Consider the following 21,946-nt stretch of genomic DNA (forward strand, 5'->3'; position numbering starts at 1 on the left):
TAGACACTGCATGCAGGAGATACAATGACACTAATGGAAGATGCTAAAAAAGGCAAGATCACACCCCAGATGGAAGCCGTTGCCAGGGATGAAGGCATTGACGCTAAGACCATCTGTTCATGTGTTGCCAACGGGACTATAAGTATCCCGAACAACCCTGTAAGGGACTGCAGGGTCGTAGGTATAGGAAAATACCTCAGTACTAAAGTAAATGCTAATATCGGAACATCCCGGGATTACATCAATATCGATGAGGAAGTTGAGAAGGCAAAGACTGCAGAAACCTTTGGTGCGGATGCGCTTATGGACCTCTCAACCGGCGGAGACCTTGACCTTATCAGGAAAAAGATAATGGATGCAGTGAACATCCCGATAGGTTCCGTACCAATCTATCAGGCAGCAGCCTCCCAGAAAGCTGTCGTTGATATGACATCCGATGACATGTTCAATGCTGTACGCAAACATGCAAAGGACGGCATTGATTTTGTTACAATTCATGCCGCTGTGAACCAGGATGCCCTTAAGAGAATAAAGCAGGGCAACAGGATAACTGATATTGTCAGTCGCGGTGGCTCATTTACCCTTGCATGGATGCTGCATAACGGAGAAGATAATCCATTCTATGCAGAATATGATTACCTTATGGAAATTGCCTATGAATACGATATGGCAATCAGCCTTGGGGATGGTATGAGACCTGGATGCATCCACGATGCTTCTGACGGACCTTCATTTATGGAATTCATAACCCTTGGCGAGCTTGTCAAGAGAACAAGGGAAGCAAACATCCAGTGTTTCGTGGAAGGTCCGGGACATGTTCCAATAGATGAAGTAGAACTCAGTGTAAAGGGAATGAAGAATCTATGCCATAATGCACCGCTGTATCTTCTTGGCCCTCTTGTAACCGACATTGCACCCGGATATGACCATATAACAGGAGCCATAGGTGGAACATTTGCAGGCATGTGCGGCACAGACTTCCTGTGTATGACAACACCGGCAGAACACCTTGCACTGCCAACAAATGATGACATCCGTGAAGGAACAATTGTTACAAAGATTGCTGCCCATGCTGCCGACCTTACAAAGGAAGGACAGAGAGAACGTGCACGGGCAATTGATAATAAAATGGCACATGCACGCAAGAATCTTGACTGGGATACACAATTCAAACTTGCAATCGATGGTGAGAAGGCAAAGAAAATAAGAGACAGCAGGAACACCGGCAGTGAAGCCTGTTCCATGTGCGGTGATCTTTGTGCCATGAAAATTGTGAGCAAGGCACTTGAAGAAGAGAAGAAAAAGTAAGAGTTTCAGGTTGAAACTGAAGACTCAAAAATAAAAGGGCCCAATTGTCCCTTTTCCTAATTTATGACTGCTTCTTAAAGCACAGGAACCAGTCAAGACAGTATTTGCCTTCCTCTTCTGAGTCCATTCTTTCCTTTGCAGTTCCGCATGAACCCGGTGGTGGAATAATCACGTCATCCCCTGGCTGCCAGTTGGCAGGTGTGGCAACTCCTTCGGCATCGGACTTCTGCATTGCAAGCAAGAGTCTCTTGATCTCATCCATGTTTCTTCCGTTGGACAATGGATAGTAAACAATAGCTCTGATCTTTGCTTTCGGGTCGATCATAAAAACAGCCCTGACAGCCTGAGTATCCGATGCATTTGGCTGTACCATGCCGAATTTCTTTGCTACTTCCATTTTAAGATCTGCAATTACCGGGAAGGTGACCTCAATATCTTTCATGCCCTTGTACTCGATCTTTTCCTTGATGGTTCGCAGCCATGCAATATGGGCATAGATGCTGTCGATTGACAGACCCAGAAGCTCAGCATTCAATTCTTTAAATTCATCCTGCATACTTGCAAAGGTCATGAATTCCGTAGTACAAACCGGCGTAAAGTCAGCAGGATGACTGAAAAGTACAACCCACTTACCTTTGTAATCCTTAGGGAAATTAATTTCACCTGCCGTCGTCACAGCTGTAAAAGAGGGTGCATTGTCACCTATAAGAGGCATACTGACAATTTCTGAAGCTGACATATTTTTCTCCCCCATGCTTGCTTTCAATTTCTTCATGCTGCTGTCAAGATATTCATTGATCTCTTTTGCCTGTTTATCAAATTCCTTTTCCAGCTCCAGATCTTTGATGTTCCTGGAAATATAGTCTTTCATTTCCTTGAACTGCCCTTCAAGATGCTTTTTCATGTCTTTTTTCTCATCCATATGCTTCACCTTTAAGAAGTGCACTCTTTAAGAGTATGAACTAAAGGACAGAATAATAAAATAACAAATCTGCCCGCACTCCAATAAATATTAAGGATTTCAAGCATAAGAAGTTGATTGTTACATCATTAATATGGAGACAGTTCTGCTCAGAATAACACATTATTCAACATAATATAAATACTGAATTATACAAATGGAAAGTGAAAGCGCTCAAAAAAGACGGGTATTAAGGCACCATTTTATGAAAAATGACAAAACAGCATAATAAAGGCATAAATGACTCCTCAACCTCTGATTGTAGTCATGAGGACTTCAAAAATCTTGTTGATGAACTGCCTCTTGGAATACTTTCGTGTGACACGAAAGGGAATATCACTTCTGTAAATGATTTTCTTTTAACTATCATTGGTTCTCTTTCAGCTGAAGCTACAAAGAAGGTTAACATGCTAACGTTTCCACCTCTTGTGGAATCTGGCGTTTCTTCAGCCAGATAGATGCTTCAATTTCCAGAAGCTTTGAGGGCACAGGCCTTGGACTTACACTTGTGAAAGAACTCATTGAACTGCATGGTGGAAGAATCTGGGTTGGAAGTGAAGCAGGGAAAGGAAGTAAATTCTCTTTTAAGCTACTGGTTATGCCTGATAAATCCACCGTTTTTCATAAACCGAAATGAGCTTTTTTCCGGAGATTTATAGAACGGACCTATTTTCAAGGCAAACCTCATAGAATCCATATTTGCAGAACTGTTTTTAAGAGAACACATTTGTAAACTAACAAATGTAAACCACTCATCGTAAACCCCCATATTCATTCAAAATATATTATACAAAAAGTATATGTGAATGGAAAGTGGCCCTGGCAAGCCAGGGCAACTATAAAAGGGGATGTGGCGAGTTTGAAGGAGGTAGTTAGATGGATTTCAAATGACCCACATCCGTAAATATGCCAGAGTAGGTATTCTCTGACAATTTATATTTTTCTGAAAACTTGTATATAAACATAACTGGAAAATATAAATACTGCATGTAGATTTTACTATTGTGTAACAGAATAGACGGCCTCATTGTAAACCACTATATAAGGGATACCAGATTGAAACAAAAAACCGACCGAATTAGAGGTTAACAATATAGTCACGCACTTAATAAAAATATAGAGTTTGATGTTATCGATGCCACCATAAATCTTATTAATATATAAAAAAGAGATAAGGTATAAAGGGAGAACAAACGAGGATGGACAATACAGCATTTTTTATATATGCATTCAGTTCTTTGTTCGCAATAGTCAGTCCGGTAGGTGGGGTCGTCACATTTGTATCACTGACAAGTGATATGACACAGGATGAAAAGAATTCGCTGGCTACAAAATCAGTATTCCTTGCATGCATTATGGCATTGTTCTTTGCCATTTCCGGAAAAATGATACTGGAATTCTTCGGTGTTGATATTGATTCTCTAAGAGTGGCAGGTGGTATGCTTCTTTTAACAGTTGCATTTGACATGATGCATGCAAAGGTGTCGAGGGAAAGCATCACAGAAGTGGAGATCAATAAATCCATGGAACGTAGTGACATATGGATATTCCCCATAGCACTGCCGCTTCTGACAGGCCCCGGTGCTATTACCACAGTGATCGTACTCATGGGGACCGCTTCTTCAGTGCTCCAGAGCACATCAGTCCTTATTGCAATCACTATCACTTTTGCGATCACTTACATATTATTCCATTTTTCAAGAAGGATATACAAATTCCTGGGACACACCGGAATGCTGGTGTTTACAAGGCTAATGGGACTTTTACTGGCAGCCATGGCTGTTAATTTCATAGCAACAGGACTCTGGAATATATACATATCATTCCAGTAATCCAGCTGCAATTGCAGATAAACAAACACAATCATTTTATGCCATTGTCCCATAATTATATTAGAGTGTGGAAGAGGATTGACAACCGATAATAAAATCCAATGTAAATCCAAAGGTGACGAACACAGAGTTTCATTAAAAGAGATTCTGGAGAGACTCGGTGCAACGCCTGAAGGATTGTCTACAGAAGAAGCAAACCGCAGAATTGAACTTTGCGGAAAGAACGTTTTCGAGGAAACTGGAAAACAGAGCCTTTTAGTCAGATACTTCAAGCAATACAAGAATTTCTTTTCACTTTTGTTATTATTCGGTTCAATATTATCATTCATAGCCGAATGGCTGGACCCCGGACAGGGTAATATTTTCATTGCCATAGCACTGCTTGGAGTAGTGATCCTGAATGGGACCTTTACATTCATTCAGGAATATCAGGCCGAACGCATCATGGCAAGTTTCAAAAACCTGATACCACCAAAAACGAAGGTACTAAGAGATGGCGAGATTACCGAAATACTTGCCACCGATATTGTTGTCGGCGACGTCATATTTTTAGAAGAGGGAGACAAAGTACCAGCCGATGGAAGACTCATCGAAGAGAATTCCCTGAAAGTTGACAACTCACCAATAACAGGAGAAGCTGAACCACAACTAAGATCACTGGACTGTACCCATCCGAATATACTTGAATGCAGGAACATGGTCTTCTCAGGAACCCTGGTTCAGACAGGAAATGGTAAAGCCATCATATTTGGTACCGGTTCGGATACACAAATAGGAAAACTTGCAGCTTTGACAGAACAAACAGCATCAGTAGACACACCGATACGCAGAGAGCTTAACGATTTTATCAAGATCATTTCAGCGATTGCTATATTCCTTGGAATTTCCTTCTTTATTGTCGGATTCCTGATACAGGACACTTTCCTTGCAAATCTGATCTTTGCCATAGGCATCATCGTAGCAAACGTACCTGAAGGACTGCTTCCAACGGTCACACTTGCACTGAGCCTTGCCTCAAAAAGAATGGCAAAAAGAAACGCTCTTATCAAGCAACTGGAATCCGTTGAAACTCTTGGTTCCACAACGGTTATATGTACCGATAAGACGGGTACACTGACCCAAAATAAAATGGCAATCCATTCAGTGTACACTGGCTCAGGCATGCTTGATATGGAAAACAAAGAAAAACCACCAGAGATGCTTCTGAGAGTTGCCACTATATGTAACAACTCAAGACTCACTAATGAAAAACCAGGATACAAAGGAGATCCTACTGAAGGTTCCCTCCTGATCTATGCAAGTGAATTCACTGATATTGGCAAATTAAAAGATGATTATCCAAGGGAATCTGAATACCCATTCGACTCCAAAAAACAAAGAATGCAGGTGGTCTGTAAGACACCAGAAGGAACTATGGAAGCGTATATGAAAGGCGCTCCCGAAGTTATTCTCGACATGTGTAGCCATATTCTGGTAAATGGAAAAGAAGAAACACTTGGCGATGAGGAAGAAAAGAATCTTGCAGCCGAGCATCTTGAAATGGCTAAAAGGGGAGAAAGAGTCCTTTCATTTGCTTATAGGAAAGCTGACAGTGTCAAAGAGTATGAGGATGGATTCGTATTCCTTGGATTTGCAGGTGCTGTTGACCCACCACGACCGGAAGCAAGAGAAGCTATCGAGAAATGTCATTTAGCAGGCATCAAAGTAGTTATGATTACAGGAGATCACCCTGTAACTGCACGTTCCATTGCTGCTTCTGTCGGACTTACCAGTGACCACGAAGACCCTTTACTGATAACAGGTGCGGAACTTGAAGAACTCTCAACCGATGAACTCTCACATAGACTAAAAGCACCAAGTATTGTATTTGCCCGAACCTCCCCGGTACAGAAACTCAAGATCGTGCAGGCTTTCCAGGAAGCAGGGGAGATCGTTACAATGACCGGAGACGGTGTTAACGATGCTCCTGCCATGAAAAATGCTGATATGGGTGTTGCCATGGGAAGCGGCACTGATGTTGCAAGAGAAGCAGCAGACATGGTGCTGCTTGATGATAACTTTGCAACCATAGTCAACGCAATTGAAGAAGGCAGGACTGTCTTTGACAACATCAAGAAGTTCATTGCCTATATCCTCACAAGCAATGTTCCCGAAATTTTACCATTCATCGCATTTGTTTTGCTGGCACTTCCACTGCCTATGAATGTACAGCTGATCCTTGCTATCGACCTTGGTACGGACATTCTTCCTGCCCTGTCACTTGCAGTTGAAAAAGGTGAAGGTGACATCATGAAACGTCCGCCACGTTCAAGGGATGAAAAGCTCCTGACACCTCAGGTATTGCTGACTTCCTACGGCATCAAGGGACCTATAGAAGCCGCTGCAGGATTTGCATGCTACTTTGCTGTCCTCTTTGACGGAGGATGGAAATGGGGACAGGATCTTCCGTTTACAGACACTCTTTACATGCAGGCAATCACTGCTTTCTTTGCAGCCGTTATTATCTGCCAGATAGCAAACGTGTTCACATCACGAACAAGAAGGCAGTCTGTACTTACAAAAGGATTCTTCAGTAACAAAATGGTCCTTGTAGGAATTGCAAGTGAACTTATCATACTCGCATTCATAATATTCAACCCACTTGTGAATATGATATTCAACACTGCTGCAATATCAATGAAATATGTACTTATTGCAGTACCCTTTGCAATACTCCTGCTTACTGTAGATGAACTAAGAAAGTATGGAATAAGGAAAGATTCAGCACTGATAACCCGTTTCCTCAAATGGTAATTTGTAAGCGAATTTGTATTGTAGATCTATACTTACATTACCTTTTTCCTGAAGATAACCTCTGTATGAGGATAGGCTATTTCAACATCATCAGTGTCATTGATCCTGTCAAATATCTCCTTTGTTATCTTTGAGGAATATTCATGCAACTGCCTTGCAGGTGAAAAATACTTTACCTGAACATCGATACCGCTTGCCTGGAAATCAACCCTTACTTTAGGATTTCCGGGACTGGTACTGATTGTCCCGGCAAGGAATTTTCTTGCAGAAAGATCTGCTATCTCCATTGCACGGTCGAGGTTACTTTCATAGGTCACATTAACAGTAACACTATGTAATACAAAATCATTATTATAAGTGTAGTTGATGATGTTTTTCTCAAACAACATCCAGTTAGGAACCATAACGATCCTCCCTGAATTCTCTTCGTCGGTGATCAGACCCCCTATCTCCATTACATGTACATGTGTAAGGTTAAAATCAACGACATCACCCTTTACATCACCTATGATTATCCTGTCACCTATATCAAAAGGTCTCTTTGTAACCACCATTATCCAGGCAGCTACACCTGTAATCGGCTGCTGGAGAGCAAAACCAATGGCTGCTGAAAGCAAACCAAGGAACACGCCAAAGCCGGACCATGCTCCTGAAGATGTAAGAATGGCAAATATAATAACAAGCAAGGACAGGGTATACCTGGAAAGCTGACCGAATATCCTGATATTAGAGCGTTGCTTTTTGGTCTTTGCTTTTTTCATCAAATTCGTTCTTATAATAGTGAAAAAAACATTGATTAATAAAAGAAGGAAGAGAACTATCAGAACATTTACTCCGGCATTTACCCAGAAGTCAACATTATCTAAAATATCCTGCCATGTTATCATTCATCCACCCTGACTTAAATGAATCTACATGAATTTTGTTTATTCCTGTATTTATACTATCGTTCAGGATGATATTGTAAATTCAGCCCATATATTTTTTAAAACTACCAGGAACTCATTCAACTCTTACTACAATACCCCTTAGAAGCCTTCCCAGAATATCGGAACCTGTAATGATCATCTTTTCAGGGTCGTCCCTGTTCCAGTAGAGTATCAGGTCATCATCAATAACATCATCCTCGTCATTCACCGGATAAACTGTCAGGCGATGAAGTATGCTTCCAAGTTTTTCTTCCGGGTCACTGACAATAATGGGATGGTGGCAATATTTGTAAGGATTGAAAGTTTCCTTTTTGTAAATAGCATCTCTGAGAAATGATCCTGAGTCAACTGCCATTACTGGCTCACTTGTTTCATCCAGTATTATAACCCATTTCTTTGAACTTGAGGCCATCTTTTCGAGAAGAATGTTAAAATCCGGATCTTCCATCGAAGGAAATACCACAAGACCATTGAAAGTGGGCATAGATATGATACTCAATGGATCTACCACAGAACCTTCCTGCTTAATATGAAGGTCGTCTATTGACAGAAAATTAAGAGCGCCAAGACCTTCAAGATAATCGATATCACTGCTTTCGGAAACTATATGTTTTTTAAGCATTATACCAAGAGACCGTTCCTTGAAATATTCAAGTTTCTCTTTTCCAAGCCACATATCCAGCATTATAGCTGAAGGCTTTGCTACCGGATACAACAGGAACATGTAAAATTTCACAAGAGGCGAAAGTGTGGCACCCAGGCGAAGAGAGTTTCTTGTAAAATATGCCTGAGGAGCTATTTCTCCGAACAATGTGATGAACACCGTAGAGAAAGCAAAAGCCGAAGCTCCTGTAAACACAGAATCAGCAAGCAATGCCAGAAGTACATTTATTCCGACATTCCCCCACAAAAGCGTTGAAAGTAATAAATGGGAATTGTTCCTCAGAGCAAGTACTTTCCTGGCATTATCATTTTTGGCCTCTGCTTCTATCTCAAGACGAAGACGACTGAGTCCGAACATTCCAATGGTCAGACCGGAAAAGATACCGGACTGGACCAGACATAAAAATATCAAAAACCATGTAATTATTTCATTCATGTTTTATTCCGCTGACGCAGTTTCAAAAGCATTGTTAATGGTAATGGTCACAAGGTTAATAAAAAGCTTTTCTGATATTCTTAATTGAATATATTCAGGTAACTCTGATTTAACTCACAGTTTTTTCAATTCTTCTACCAGCACTTCATATCTTCTGTCGAGTTCAGGAACCTTTTCCTGCAGAGATTCAATGTTAACAGAGTTACCGGACTTGACTTCTGCCTCAATATCGGCAACATATTTGCTCAGTGACATTCCACCGACACTTGCAGTAGCTCCTTTGAAAGTGTGAGCCTTTTCAAGGATCTTCTCTGATTGATTGAGAATTGAATTTTTCAGATCATCCAGCTGGCGGGGAGCATTATTTAAGAAAATGGAAATTACACGCCTGGAAAGTTCCAGGTCATCCATTGTATTATCCATCAGCAGTTTACTATCAAAAATAAGCTCGGTCTCATTTTCTTTAACATGAGATGGAGTATTTGTTACTGAAATATCCTGCTTTTTTATCAGCCAGTAATCAAGAGTATGAATAAGTGACTGGATCTTTATTGGCTTTGAGATATAATCATCCATACCTGCCTCAAGACAACACTGCCGGTCATCTTTCATTGCATGGGCAGTCATGGCAACAATGATTGTATGTTTCCCGTTTGACCCCTGCATCCCTCTTATTTTTCTTGTTGCTTCCAGGCCATCCATTACTGGCATCCGGACATCCATGAACACCAGGTCATATTTCTTCTTTTTAAGGGCTTCAATGGCTTCTTTACCATTATCTGCAACTTCTGCATCCAGGCCGAGCTTTTGTAGCATACTTTGTGCAACATGCTGGTTTACCACATTATCTTCTACAAGAAGTATGCTTGCGTTGATATTATCCAGTTTCCCGGAAGAAAGACCAGTCTCATATGGCATTGATTCCTGTGAATCCTGATCATTATTGAAAATCGAGCATAGTTTGTCATAGAGTTCAGAAGCTTTTACAGGCTTTGATATATGTGCATCAAAATTAACCTTTAATTCTGTCCATGAATCCCTAGGTTCTCCCAGAGAACTCAATATAACCAATGAAATGCCACTTAGTTTCTCTTCAGATTTAATAATCTTTCCTAGAGACAGACCATTCATATCAGGCATATCCATATCCAGCAATGCTAACTGGAAAGGTGTACCTTCATGATTTGCTTTTAATAGTGCAAGAAGGGCTTCTGGTCCATTTGCCGCATCCTCTGCACTCATTCCCCATGATCCCAGCAATTTTACAAGATACTCACGATTTGTAGCATTATCATCAACTACAAGAACGCGGGTGTTTTTCATATTGATGCAGCTCTTTTGCTTGTTCTTTATTTTTGAATGCCTGGTGAATGGAACTTTAAACCAGAATTCAGAACCTTTTCCCGGTTCACTGTTTACTCCAATTGTCCCGTTCATCTGTTCAACAAGCTCTTTTGAGATAGCAAGTCCAAGACCTGTACCACCATAATTTCTGGTAGTGGAAGCATCTACCTGACTGAATTTTGTAAAAAGGACATCCGTTTTATCTGCAGGAATACCAATACCATTATCCTTTACAGAGAAAAGCAGGGTTGCTTCCGAATCATTCTCAGATACAAGAGACACATTAATAACAACTTCTCCTTCATGTGTGAATTTTATGGCATTCCCACCAAGATTAATAAGAGTCTGTTTCAATCTGGAAGGATCTGCAATTATATTGCATGGTACATCCGGGTCAGCTGCACATATAAATTCAAGTTTTTTGTCATGGGCTTTAACAGCTAAAAGGGAAGCAACTTCCCCCAGTACGTCATTCAGGTCAATCGGCAGTACCTCAAGTTCCAGCTTTCTGGCTTCTATCTTTGAAATATCAAGAATATCATTGATCAGATCAAGCAGAGCCTCACCGCTTTTCTGAACTGTATCCACATAATGTTTTTGTTCTTCATCCAGATCAGTACTAAGAAGAAGTGTTGTCATTCCAATTACACCATTCATTGGTGTACGGATCTCATGAGACATGTTGGCCAGGAACTCACTTTTTGCCCTGGTAGCTTCTTTGGCCACCATTAAAGCTTCATCAAGCTCTCTATTCTTGCTTTCTAACTTTTCATTGTATTCCTGTAATTTCGTCTCTGCAAGCTTGATTGCAGTTATATCAATGCGGGAAATTACAACTTTGCGTGGAAAGCTGCCTGTATTGCCAAAAGGACGGACTTTAGCTACAAACCATTGTTCATACTCTGTAAAAGGAGACATGAACTCAATTTCGAAATATTCCTCTCTGCCCTGCATCACATCTTCTATCCCTGTTGCAAAATAGAGGACCCTATCATTATATTGCTCATTTTGTTCTTTCAGGGTTTGAAGAAGATTTGCACCTTCACTGAATTTCCCAAGCAAATGAACATTATCAGAAATAAAGTGTTTCCATGAGGCATTTGTTTTAATAATGGTTCCCTTTTCATCAAGAACGCAGATATTCGCATCAAGTGAATCAAGTGTAGACTGATTTATGTAGTTTATTTCCTTGATAGTTAGTTCTGCCTTCCAGTTATTGGTGATATCACGCCCAACACCTACCATACCAATGATCACTCCGGATAGATCATAAAGAGGGGCTTTTATCAGGTCAAGCAGGACTTTTGAACTATCAGGATATTCAACCCATAACTCAGTATGTATGATCTTTCCTTCCTCAATCGTCTGCTCATCTTTCTTTGTGTAGGTGTCAGCTTTTTCCTTACTGAATATATCATAGGGTGTAATGCCAATGATTTCCTCTTTTTCTTTACCTGTGAATTTTGAAAATTCAGGGTTGCATCCCAGATATAAGCCATTACGATCTTTGAAGAAGATCATGTCAGGTATTGAATCAAGAAGCCCTGTTAAAAGAATCCTTTCGTTTTCCAGTTTTGCTTCTGTAAGTTTACGTTCGGCGATATCACGAACAGCCGCCACGCGAATGTGCTTGCCATTATGTATTATACTATGTGCTTCAATTTCAATAGGAAAACCAGTTCCATCTTTTTTTATGGCGCGGACCTCATAGGGCTTAACGCTATCATTGGCCATGTTCTGACATACTATTTTCTGGTCATCAGGATGGACCACTAGCTCCAGGACATTCTTACCAAGAACTTCATCTAAATCATACCCCGTTACCTTCGAAACTGCACTGTTGGCTTCCAGTGCAATTCCCTGATCATGAATTACAATACCTTCAAAAGTAGTGTCAGCAAGTAAACGATATTTTATCTGGCTTCTGGACAATTCTTCCTGAATCCTATTACGCTCAGTTACGTCTTTGACTATAGAGCATAAATGATTGGTTCCATTGATCTTAACAGGAATGGTATCGACTTCAACATCACGAATTTCACCGTTTGAAAGCACGTTTCTTGAAAAAAAGTGATTTTGGGTTTCATTCTTTGCTTTTTCAATTGCAATCCCTATATCATATTCAGACTCAGTGGTTAGTTCATGAATTTTCATAGAAGTCAATTCATCATAAGTCCATCCGTAAAAAATGCAAGCTGCATTGTTTGCGTCAACTATCCTTGCCGTTTCAGGATCAAACATCACCATTACTGCATGGTTATTGTTAAACAATGATCTGTAACCTTCATCATTTTTCTGATGGGAATCAAATATCTCATCCTTTATTATATGCGTGTCCATTGAACCTGCCTGAACCATTCCTTATGCTATCGAAATGGGCTTAAATAAATACATTCATCAAATACGAACATTTAGTGTCCTGAAATGTAATATTTACTATAAATATAATAGTACGATAATAATATATAATTGTTAACTCTTGAAAATAAGAGAGCAGTAAATACTTATGGATTTTCAGATATTTTCATATATAATCGAAACTCTATCTAGAAAAGAAGATAATTAAGGGAGACGGGAATGATGCTGGAAAGCAAATGTATAATTATCGCAGGAGAAGAAGCCGGACCCAAGTCCAATAAGATGGGGGGCATATGGAATGTCATTGATGCTGAAGCTAAGAACCTTGCAAGTCTGATCGCAAAAGGAGTCATCGATGAAGCTCCTGCTCCAACCATAGTTGTTGCAGGACCTTACTACGGCCACAGTGGTTCAGACTGGAACATAGGGCTGAATCGTATCACAGACATGAGCGAGTTTGAAGAACTTGAGCCAGAAGGTCCTATTTTTGAAGCCATTGAGAATCTGAAAATAAAAGGTATTGAAGTGTTCCCTGGCGTTGAGACTGTACATGATGTGAAAATAATATATCTAATGTTCAAGACAAATGATTTTTGCCGTGTAAGTGTGGAATACAAAAAAGAGGAAACATGCCTGGCAAATGCTATCAAAGGAGAAGCATATGAGTTACTAGGTCTGGATTCCATGACATATGAGAGTATGGGCAACGGCACAGAATACAGTCATTATGTTAATTTATCTTATGCAATCTCAGAATTTGTGAAAGAACTGGTTACATCAAGGGAGACAAGTTCCGAAGAATATGAAGACAAAGCGATTTCCGAGTTTGCAGCATCCCTGATGCCTGCGGTCCACGTCTCACTTCACTGTCATGAGTTCGGTGTATTCTACGCACTTGCAAGACTTAAGAAACTGGGGATAAGTGTAAGGAGTGTTGCAACATACCATGCAACACTTCCGGGAAGATCTTCAGGACACAAATCCATACAGAAGATCAGGGAAAATGACAGTTCATGGGACAGTGGAGTTCCTGTCAACTTCGCCAAACTGGAATCATTATCAGGATTTGCAGATGTTGTAACTGCCGTTGGTGATTCCACACGCAAGGAAATAAAACTCTTCTATGGAATTGATTCGATTATTGTCCGTAATGGAATAGACAGTGAAGAAGAAGACGTAGAATGGGAAAAGAAAACAGAGTGCAGGGGAAGGATACAGAACTTCCTTTCGGAGAAGTTATATGCAGTATACGACGGTAAAGCAATACCTCCTGAAAGGATAATACCCATTTTTTCAATATCACGTATTGAGATCGAGAACAAAGGTTATCCTGACCTGCTGGATTCACTTGTCCTCCTTGACAGGATGGTCAAGGTCGAGATCGATGCAGGACATCTCGATGATAAATACCGTGTTGTCTGTTTTATAATAGCAGCTCACGGTCCGAAAACCAATCCACCTGAGAATTTCCCTATAAACCTTCCGGAAGAAACATTGGTTGGAGAAGAAATACGCCTCCAGCAAATGATAAAAGCCCGAGGATTGGATTGCTCGAAACTTACCGATGGCAGCAGACGTGTCTCAGCAGTCCTTTACCCACAATGGATCTCTGACCATGACGGCGGACTTAATATGAGGTCCGATGAACTCATGGCAGGGTGTATTGCAGGTGTATTCCCTTCAAAGTACGAACCATTCCTGCTTACAGGACTTGAAGCCGGAAAAGAAGCAACCCCAAGTATCGTTAGTAAGATATGCGGGTTCAGTGATGCTCTCAAGACCCTCAAAAGACTTGTTATGGGAATGGGAGGAGTCATTGTTGTTGACAACATTAACATCCCGTATCTGGAATCAATCGCAGACTATGCACTTGCAATGGATTATTTCATTGACACATTCACCGATGACAAAGTAAAGTACAACCTTCTTTGCCAGGAAGCAAATCTCCTTGCAAAGGACATGAACTGGGAAGAACCAATCAAAACTTATTATGAACTTTTAACCGGAACAAGAATGGAGTAAGACATGTCCGAGATACGCAAACACTATTTCCTTGATGAGTACTGCATAATAGCTTCCGGAAGAGCAAAGAGGCCATCCGCACCGAAAGCCTGTGGTGAGGACATAAAAACAGACAGTTGTGTATTTTGCGGCGGCCATGAAGCTCAGACACCACCTGCACAGGCTGTTTACAAAGACGGGAAGATACTGAAAGACGGTGAAGGAAAGCTGGTTACGGACTGGCAGATAAGGTGTATACCAAATCTCTATCCTGCATTATCTCCTGATGCAAAGGAAGTTCAGAATTCTGGCTTTGAGGTTAAAAAGGGCTATGGTTATCATGAAGTTATAGTAGAAAGTCCGTCTCATGAAAATAAGCTCAACCTCTTTTCAGATGAGCAGATTCTGTTGCTTATGAAAGCCTACAGGGACAGGGTTATGCATTACCAGTCCCGGGAAGGTGTTGAATATGTATCACTCTTTAAGAACTTTGGAAAAAAAGCAGGTGCTTCCCTGGAACACACTCATTCCCAGCTCATTGCGGTTCCTCTGATGCCACCATCTCTTGTTAAAGAGAAAAAGGCTATTTCTGAACTGAATAATTGCCCTTATTGCCATATCATAGAGAAAGAGAGTGGAAAAGAAAGGCAGGTTTACGAGAATGACAATTTCATTCTCATTGCACCATACTGTTCCAAAAACCAGTATGAAATGTGGATGCTTCCCAAAAAACACGTAAATCATATTTCTGCTTTCACTGACGAGATGCTTATGTCTCTTGGAGACTGCATACGAACTGCTGTTAAATTACTTGACAGGACAATACCGGAACTGGCATACAATTACATGTTCTTCCAGATAGAACATGATCTTAGCTATCATTTCAACGTGAGGATAGCACCGATCACTTCAATTGCAGCAGGATTTGAAAAGAATACGGATATTTACATTAATACTATCCCGCCGGAAATAGCTGTAGAACATCTATTGAATCCTGAATAAAGAGCTGCATTAAGAAGGGATAAGATGGAAAATAAATTAAGAATAGCCATGTTCTCATGGGAAAGTCTGAATTCTATTACAGTCGGTGGTCTGGCACCCCATATTACCGAGCTTTCGGAAGCTCTGGCACTTCAAGGACATGAGATTCACATTTTTACACGCAACAAGGATATGTTGCCTTATGAAGTGATCAAAGGAGTACATTATCACAGGGTTTACCATGCACTTGATGGAGGCATTGTCCAGCAGATGGACAGCATGTGTGACTCAATGCACAGCGCTTTTACCGAAGCCACCTGGAAATTCGGGAAATTCGACCTTACACATGTGCACGACTGGCATCCTGTAAACCTGGTTTGCAGACTGAAAGAGGAATCAGGAATTCCATTCATAATGACTTACCATAGTACCGAATGGGGCAGGAATGGTAACAAGCATGGAAACTGGTGGGAAGCCATGGAGATAAGTCACAGAGAATGGAGAGGCGGCTATGAATCAGCAAAGGTGATAGTTACATCTACAAAGCTAAAAGATGAGATCCAGTACCTTTACCAGATTCCTGACTACAAGATCACCATAATACCCAATGGCATACATGGAGACAAAATGAAGATGGATGTGGACCCTGGCAAGGTAAAAGAAGAATATGGAATCCATCCATTAGCACCTGTTGCCCTTTTTGTCGGAAGGATGAATTACCAGAAAGGTCCTGATCTTTTCGTGAGAGCTATTCCGGCAGTTCTGGCAAACAGATGGGACGTGAAGTTTGTTATAATCGGTGAAGGTGAGATGCGACCTGAATGCGAAAGGCTTGCACATGAATTGAATGTCATGGACAGTTGCCGTTTCCTTGGTTATGTTGATGAATCTATAAAGAAGGAATGGATGAACGCATGTAACATTATATGTGTGCCAAGCCGCAACGAACCGTTTGGGATTATTCTTCTTGAAGCATGGGATGCTGGAAAGAATATAGTTGCAACTGATGCTATTTCCCTTATAGATAATTTCAAGGACGGTGTTATAGTTTACCAGAATCCTGATTCCATTGCATGGGGAATAAATCATGTATTCAACAATTATGCTGATGATGAACTTGGAAAAGAAGGACAGAAACTCATCAAAACCAGATACAACTGGGACAACATAGCAGAGTCCACAGTAGATGTATATAATGAGCAACTTGAACTTAACCAGAACCAATAAAAAGATAATTAATTTGTGTGGGGTTAGAACATGAAGAAATTGTTTTATAAATCGTCAAGGAAAGCAGGACTCGTACCGGGTACCTTGATACATATTGGTGAAGAAAGAACTGAGAAACCAAAGATAACCATTATAGACTACGACAAAGAGAACTATCAGGAACGTGTAGTTGAAAATGTAGAAGAATGTTTTCCTTTCAAGGACTATCCTACTGTTTCATGGATCAACATTGATGGAATCCATCAGGTAGATATTATTGAAAAACTGGGAAAACATTTCGGACTCCATCCTCTTGTAATGGAGGATATTGTACACACAACACAGCGTCCGAAGATGGAGGATTACGATTCCTACATCTATATTGTCCTGAAAATGCTCTGGTTCAATGATGGCGATATTGATGTTAAAGCAGAACAGGTAAGCATCATTCTTGGTGAAAATTTCGTCCTGTCATTCCAGGAGCTTGAAGGCGATACTTTCAATTTTGTCAGGGAAAGGATACGAAATTCAAAGGGCAGGATAAGGCAAGTGGGAGCCGATTACCTCGCGTACGCACTCCTTGACTCTATTGTTGACAATTATTTTATTATCATTGAAAAGTTCGGAGAGAGAATTGAAGACTTAGAGGAGGAACTTGTGGAAAATCCGGATCCAGGGACTCTTCAGAACATACACGACCTGAAAAAAGAAATGATATATATGCGCAAATCAGTATGGCCTCTCAGGGAAGTTATCAGCGGTCTGGATCGCTCGGAATCATATCTCATAAAAGATACGACATTCGTGTTCCTTAAAGATATTTACGACCATACAATACAGGTTGCAGATGCCATTGAAACATACAGGGACATTCTTTCCGGAATACTGGATGTTTACCTCTCAAGTATTAGCAACAAAATGAACGAGGTCATGAAAACACTCACAATAATTGCAACCATATTTATCCCCCTGACCTTCCTTGCGGGAATGTACGGAATGAATTTCACTTATATGCCTGAACTGGGATGGAAATGGGGTTACCCAGCTGTTTGGGTAATTAATATCTTGATATGTATTTCTATGTATGTATATTTCCACAGGAAGAACTGGCTTTGAATATAAAAGAGTAACAAAACGAGTAACGATCCAAGATGTTTGAGATATATCACCCACCATTCACTACAGAAGCTGAAGACACTGAAATAATAGTTGAAAAACAGGGAGATGACCTTATCTATAAACGCCTGTTCAGGGGAGATGAAGAAAGAGAACTTGTTTTGTTAAATAATGATGGGGATATAATAATTAATCCTATTGAACCGGTAAACCTTCCTGAAAGTATCACGGCTTTTCTAATGGTAGATTTTAAGCGATCAGCAATGATCCGACCGGGAGATAAAAAGAAGATCTATCTCAAATTCCCCGTCGAGATTGGGGTCTTTGTTACTGACAAATCCAGAAAGAACTATGAAGTTATCGATGTTTTTACATTAAACAAAATTAAGTACACACTTTACGGAAGTCATACACAGGGAATGATCTGCAGGCACTGGGAAAGTGACATCTATACAGAAGAACCAGACACTGATAATCTCTATGAAGGATTTATTGAACTGGAAATATCCAATGAGTCCAATCACCAGATGGAAATTACAAAAGCAATATTCAATGCCTACGGTATGAAACTCTACTTTGGGGACAAAAGACTTGGTATGAAAGCCAGTATGAGAATCATAAACAAACTACTCGCTGAAACGGATTTTAGTACCTATCCTACAACATCCAGGTTCAAGCGTTCGATGGAACTCTATACGGCACGTAAACTTGCAATAACAAGCACAAAGGGAATCATGGAGTTTGGCACATGAGTAATAACAGCACCATTAGTAGTGTTTATTCATATATACCAGCACTCTCAGACCCATTCGTTCAGATAACAACAGTAGTACTTGTTCTTTTCTTTACAATATTAATAGCAAAAGGCATAACGATCTATTTACAGAGGTCGCTTAATGACAAGATGGATAAGGAGCACCTGAACATCCTTATAAAATCCATCTATTACGGAGCAATCGTTATTGCTGTGGTAGGAGTTATTTTCCCTTATCTTCAGATTAATACCTCTGGCCTTCTTGTTGCAGGAGGAGTTGTGGGTATTGTTCTTGGTTTTGCCAGCCAGAGTATAATGGGCAATTTGATTTCAGGTGTGTTCCTCATGATTGAACGCCCCATAAAGATTGGCGATCAGGTAAATATTGACAACAAAATGGGTTTTGTAGAGGACATTAAGATAATCTCTACCATAATCCGCACCTATGATGGCCTTTTCATCAGGCTTCCCAATGAAACGGTTTTTACAACCAGCATAACAAATTATGTTGCAAACCTTACAAGGAGGTTTGAATACGTGGTGGGAATCAGATACAGCGATGATGCTGATGAAGCAATAAAGATCATCAAGGACATAATTGACAAGGAACCTTTTGCACTGGTAAACCCCGGGCCAAGTGTTTTTGTTGACACATTGGGTGACAATGCTGTCAATATCATTGTCAGGATATGGGCACCTGTAAAACAATGGTATGATATGAAAACCAGGCTTCTATGGATTATCAAGAGAACACTTGAAGAGAACGGTATAGAAATCGCATTCCCACAGAGAACAGTATGGTTTGCCAGTGAACTGAACACCAGAAAGATGCCAGATATTTCAGAAACAGGATATGATAAATAATGAAAGCCGTATGCGTTTGTTTTGAGGTACACCTGCCTTTGCCTTTAAGATGGTACTGGCCCGGGGAAGGATACGGAGATGCCCATGTCGAAAAATATTTTGATATGGAAAAAGCATTCCATAACTTCACAAAACTTGCCACAAACATTGAAACACTAAATGAAGCACTGGCTAAGTCCATCGATAACGGAGGCAAATACACCCTTGATATATCCGGTATTTTCCTTGAGCAATGCAAATGGGCACCTGAGATAATAGATGGTTTCCGCAAGCTTGGAAACAAGAATATCTCATTTGCAGCTTCACCATATTATCATTCTATATCATGCCTGTTCCCAAGCCTTGATGAATTCAGGAAACAGGTGGAAATGGATGTTAATATTATCAAAGACATTTTTGGAATAGAGCCTAAAACCTTTGTTAATACGGAGCTACTTTTTGATAAAAAGATAATGAAGATGCTCCATGAAATGGGATTCCAGTGTTTTATTTCCGAAGGCTCCCACAACATTATGAACGGATACGACCCCATGCATGTTTATGATAACGAAGTGCCAACACTTCTGAGACATATAAACCTGAGCGAGGATCTGGAAATCAAATTCTCAGACAGGGGATGGCCGGGATATCCACTTATAGCTGACAAATTCGCATCATGGATAGCAAGCATGAAAGGCGAGGTAATTACACTTTACATAAAATACGATGCTATCAACACTCATCTTCAGAAGAATGAAGGAATACTCGAATTCCTGCATGAGCTCCCAATATGCCTGAAAAAACATGGCGTGAAAATGTTATTAGCTGAAGAGGCAGTGGAAAGTTTCAAAAAAACAGAACTTTCTTCCCTTGAATCAAAAACAACATCACGTTATGGAATGAACAACCTGCTTGGAAATCATGCACAGCACCTGTTTATGCATGAACTGATTGATATGGGTGAGATGCTTGGAAAAATGGATGATGGCGAGAAGAAAGAAGAGCTTACAGAAATCTTCAGATGCCTTCAGCAGAGTGAAATATTCCTGGAAATGAATTCCGAGGAAAGAAGGCTTGGATATGAACGGGCTGTAAATGACCTATCCATACTTTCAGATATAGAACGGGCAATTATTATAACTGAAGCTACAGAAAATGAATCTGCCGGGAAAAAGGAGGCATACGAATGAACTCTATCTGTCCTTTCTTTGAGGTTCACCAGCCATACAGACTAAGATGGTTCTGGCCTGACCACAAGCAGGGTTTTGAACGTTATTTTGACGAGACTGTCAACAAAGAGATTTTCCGCAAGGTTGCAGGAAAATGCTACATTCCTGCAAACAGAACACTGCTTGAACTTGCTGACAACACAGACGGTTATTTCAGGGCAAGCATGTCCGTCACAGGTACCCTGCTCGAACAATGTATGGAATGGGGAGAAGATGTCCTTGAATTATTCAAAGACCTTGCGGAGACAGGATGTATTGAATTCATTGATGAAACATGCTATCACTCCCTTGCGTCACTTTTTGAATCAAAGGACGAGTTCATGGACGAGGTCAAAGAACACCGGAACCTCATGTCAGAACTTATTGGTGTGAAGCCACGGATATTCAGGAACACAGAGATGCTATACAACAACAGTGTTGCCTACTTTGCCGCAAAACTCGGATATGACGCAATACTGACAGAAGGCATTGAGACTATACTCCATGGAAGGTCGCCGGACCATGTCTACAAAGCAAGGCATTCAGACATTGCAGTTCTTCTACGTAACTATAAACTCAGTGACGATATAGGTTATCGTTTCTCATCAAGATGGTGGGAAGAATATCCATTAACAGCAAGCAAGTGGGCAGACTGGGCTTCCTGGAAGCACGGAGAGACCCTTAACATCTTCATGGATTACGAAACATTCGGTGAACACCAGTGGAAAGATACGGGAATATTCGAATTCCTGAAAGCATTGCCAGGTGAAGTAAAGGATAGGGGTATGCGTTTCCTTACACCTTCACAGACCATAGATGCATACAAACCTGTAGGTGAGATAGACGTAGGAGACTTTTCCACCGTTTCATGGGCTGATATTGAAAGAGATACCAGTGCCTGGCTTGGCAATGACATGCAGCGCCGCTGTTTTGAGGAAATGAAATTGCTTGAACCGTATGTCAGGAAAACGAATGACCCCGAACTGCTCAGGATATGGAAACATATGCTTACGTCCGACCACTATTACTATATGAGTACGAAATGGCTTGGTGACGGTGACGTGCATTCATATTTCAGCATTCATAACTCACCATATGATGCAGCAGTAAATTTCATGGCAGCTCTTAATGATTTTAAGTCTCAGGTGTTCAGAACTCTTAACCTACCAGCATAATAATATATTGTGTAATGTCATATGATTTATCTGGAGTT

At 40.6% G+C, this 21,946-nt stretch carries 17 protein-coding genes; 13 read left to right on the forward strand and 4 right to left on the reverse strand.

The features are described from left to right. Positions 1-24: 24 nt before the first annotated feature. Entirely contained in the window at positions 25-1,308 is a 1,284-nt protein-coding gene (thiC, locus tag RE474_RS01660; protein WP_309311257.1) for a phosphomethylpyrimidine synthase ThiC, read from the forward strand. Between the two features lie 61 nt (positions 1,309-1,369). On the opposite strand, the gene RE474_RS01665 is transcribed toward thiC, so the two are convergent. Then, positions 1,370-2,023, reverse strand: coding sequence for a peroxiredoxin (locus RE474_RS01665; protein ID WP_309312270.1), 654 nt, complete (start codon positions 2,021-2,023; stop codon positions 1,370-1,372). A 458-nt stretch (positions 2,024-2,481) separates the two neighbouring features. Here RE474_RS01665 and RE474_RS01670 point away from each other — a divergent pair, with 458 nt between their 5' ends. From RE474_RS01670 to RE474_RS01685, 4 genes are all read left to right on the forward strand, one after another. Next, complete coding sequence (locus tag RE474_RS01670) at positions 2,482-2,727, forward strand: PAS domain-containing protein (RefSeq protein ID WP_309311258.1); 246 nt, start codon at positions 2,482-2,484, stop codon at positions 2,725-2,727. Between the two features lie 8 nt (positions 2,728-2,735). After that, the gene (locus RE474_RS01675) at positions 2,736-2,906 is read left to right on the forward strand and encodes an ATP-binding protein (RefSeq protein WP_309312271.1); all 171 of its coding nucleotides are present in this window, start codon (positions 2,736-2,738) and stop codon (positions 2,904-2,906) included. Between the two features lie 562 nt (positions 2,907-3,468). Next, entirely contained in the window at positions 3,469-4,101 is a 633-nt protein-coding gene (locus tag RE474_RS01680) for a MarC family protein (RefSeq protein ID WP_309311259.1), read from the forward strand. Positions 4,102-4,179: 78 nt separating this feature from the next. Further along, the gene (locus RE474_RS01685; RefSeq protein ID WP_309311260.1) at positions 4,180-6,894 is read left to right on the forward strand and encodes a cation-translocating P-type ATPase; all 2,715 of its coding nucleotides are present in this window, start codon (positions 4,180-4,182) and stop codon (positions 6,892-6,894) included. Between the two features lie 32 nt (positions 6,895-6,926). Here RE474_RS01685 and RE474_RS01690 read toward each other — a convergent pair whose 3' ends face one another. The 3 genes from RE474_RS01690 to RE474_RS01700 form a co-directional block, all read right to left on the reverse strand. After that, entirely contained in the window at positions 6,927-7,781 is an 855-nt protein-coding gene (locus RE474_RS01690) for a mechanosensitive ion channel family protein (protein ID WP_309311261.1), read from the reverse strand. Between the two features lie 115 nt (positions 7,782-7,896). Then, positions 7,897-8,922 (reverse strand): DUF21 domain-containing protein, encoded by a 1,026-nt coding sequence (locus RE474_RS01695; protein ID WP_309311262.1) that lies wholly within the window; start codon positions 8,920-8,922, stop codon positions 7,897-7,899. Between the two features lie 114 nt (positions 8,923-9,036). Then, positions 9,037-12,624: a PAS domain-containing hybrid sensor histidine kinase/response regulator gene (locus tag RE474_RS01700; protein WP_309311263.1), complete on the reverse strand. Its 3,588-nt coding sequence runs from the start codon at positions 12,622-12,624 to the stop codon at positions 9,037-9,039. Positions 12,625-12,846: 222 nt separating this feature from the next. Here RE474_RS01700 and RE474_RS01705 point away from each other — a divergent pair, with 222 nt between their 5' ends. The 8 genes from RE474_RS01705 to RE474_RS01740 are packed head-to-tail and all read left to right on the forward strand — an operon-like array spanning position 12,847 to position 21,908. After that, positions 12,847-14,646, forward strand: coding sequence for a glycosyltransferase (locus RE474_RS01705; RefSeq protein ID WP_309312272.1), 1,800 nt, complete (start codon positions 12,847-12,849; stop codon positions 14,644-14,646). A 3-nt stretch (positions 14,647-14,649) separates the two neighbouring features. Further along, positions 14,650-15,627, forward strand: a complete 978-nt coding sequence (locus RE474_RS01710; RefSeq protein WP_309311264.1) for a galactose-1-phosphate uridylyltransferase — start codon at positions 14,650-14,652, stop codon at positions 15,625-15,627. 24 nt (positions 15,628-15,651) lie between these two features. Beyond that, positions 15,652-16,833 carry a glycosyltransferase family 4 protein gene (locus tag RE474_RS01715; protein WP_309311265.1) on the forward strand — a complete coding sequence of 394 codons (1,182 nt, stop codon included), beginning with the start codon at positions 15,652-15,654 and terminating at the stop codon, positions 16,831-16,833. Between the two features lie 30 nt (positions 16,834-16,863). Further along, on the forward strand, positions 16,864-17,928 hold the full coding sequence (corA, locus tag RE474_RS01720) for a magnesium/cobalt transporter CorA (protein WP_309311266.1): 1,065 nt from the start codon (positions 16,864-16,866) through the stop codon (positions 17,926-17,928). 35 nt (positions 17,929-17,963) lie between these two features. Further along, positions 17,964-18,680 carry a DUF432 domain-containing protein gene (locus RE474_RS01725; RefSeq protein WP_309311267.1) on the forward strand — a complete coding sequence of 239 codons (717 nt, stop codon included), beginning with the start codon at positions 17,964-17,966 and terminating at the stop codon, positions 18,678-18,680. After that, on the forward strand, positions 18,677-19,546 hold the full coding sequence (locus RE474_RS01730) for a mechanosensitive ion channel family protein (RefSeq protein ID WP_309311268.1): 870 nt from the start codon (positions 18,677-18,679) through the stop codon (positions 19,544-19,546). The genes RE474_RS01725 and RE474_RS01730 overlap by 4 nt, the downstream gene beginning before the upstream one ends. Further along, positions 19,546-20,715, forward strand: a complete 1,170-nt coding sequence (locus RE474_RS01735) for a polysaccharide deacetylase family protein (RefSeq protein WP_309311269.1) — start codon at positions 19,546-19,548, stop codon at positions 20,713-20,715. The genes RE474_RS01730 and RE474_RS01735 overlap by 1 nt, the downstream gene beginning before the upstream one ends. After that, entirely contained in the window at positions 20,712-21,908 is a 1,197-nt protein-coding gene (locus RE474_RS01740; RefSeq protein ID WP_309311270.1) for a glycoside hydrolase family 57 protein, read from the forward strand. Before RE474_RS01735 ends, RE474_RS01740 begins: the two co-directional genes overlap by 4 nt. Positions 21,909-21,946: the final 38 nt, after the last annotated feature.

The organism is Methanolobus sediminis, from assembly GCF_031312595.1.
Lineage (GTDB): Archaea > Halobacteriota > Methanosarcinia > Methanosarcinales > Methanosarcinaceae > Methanolobus > Methanolobus sediminis.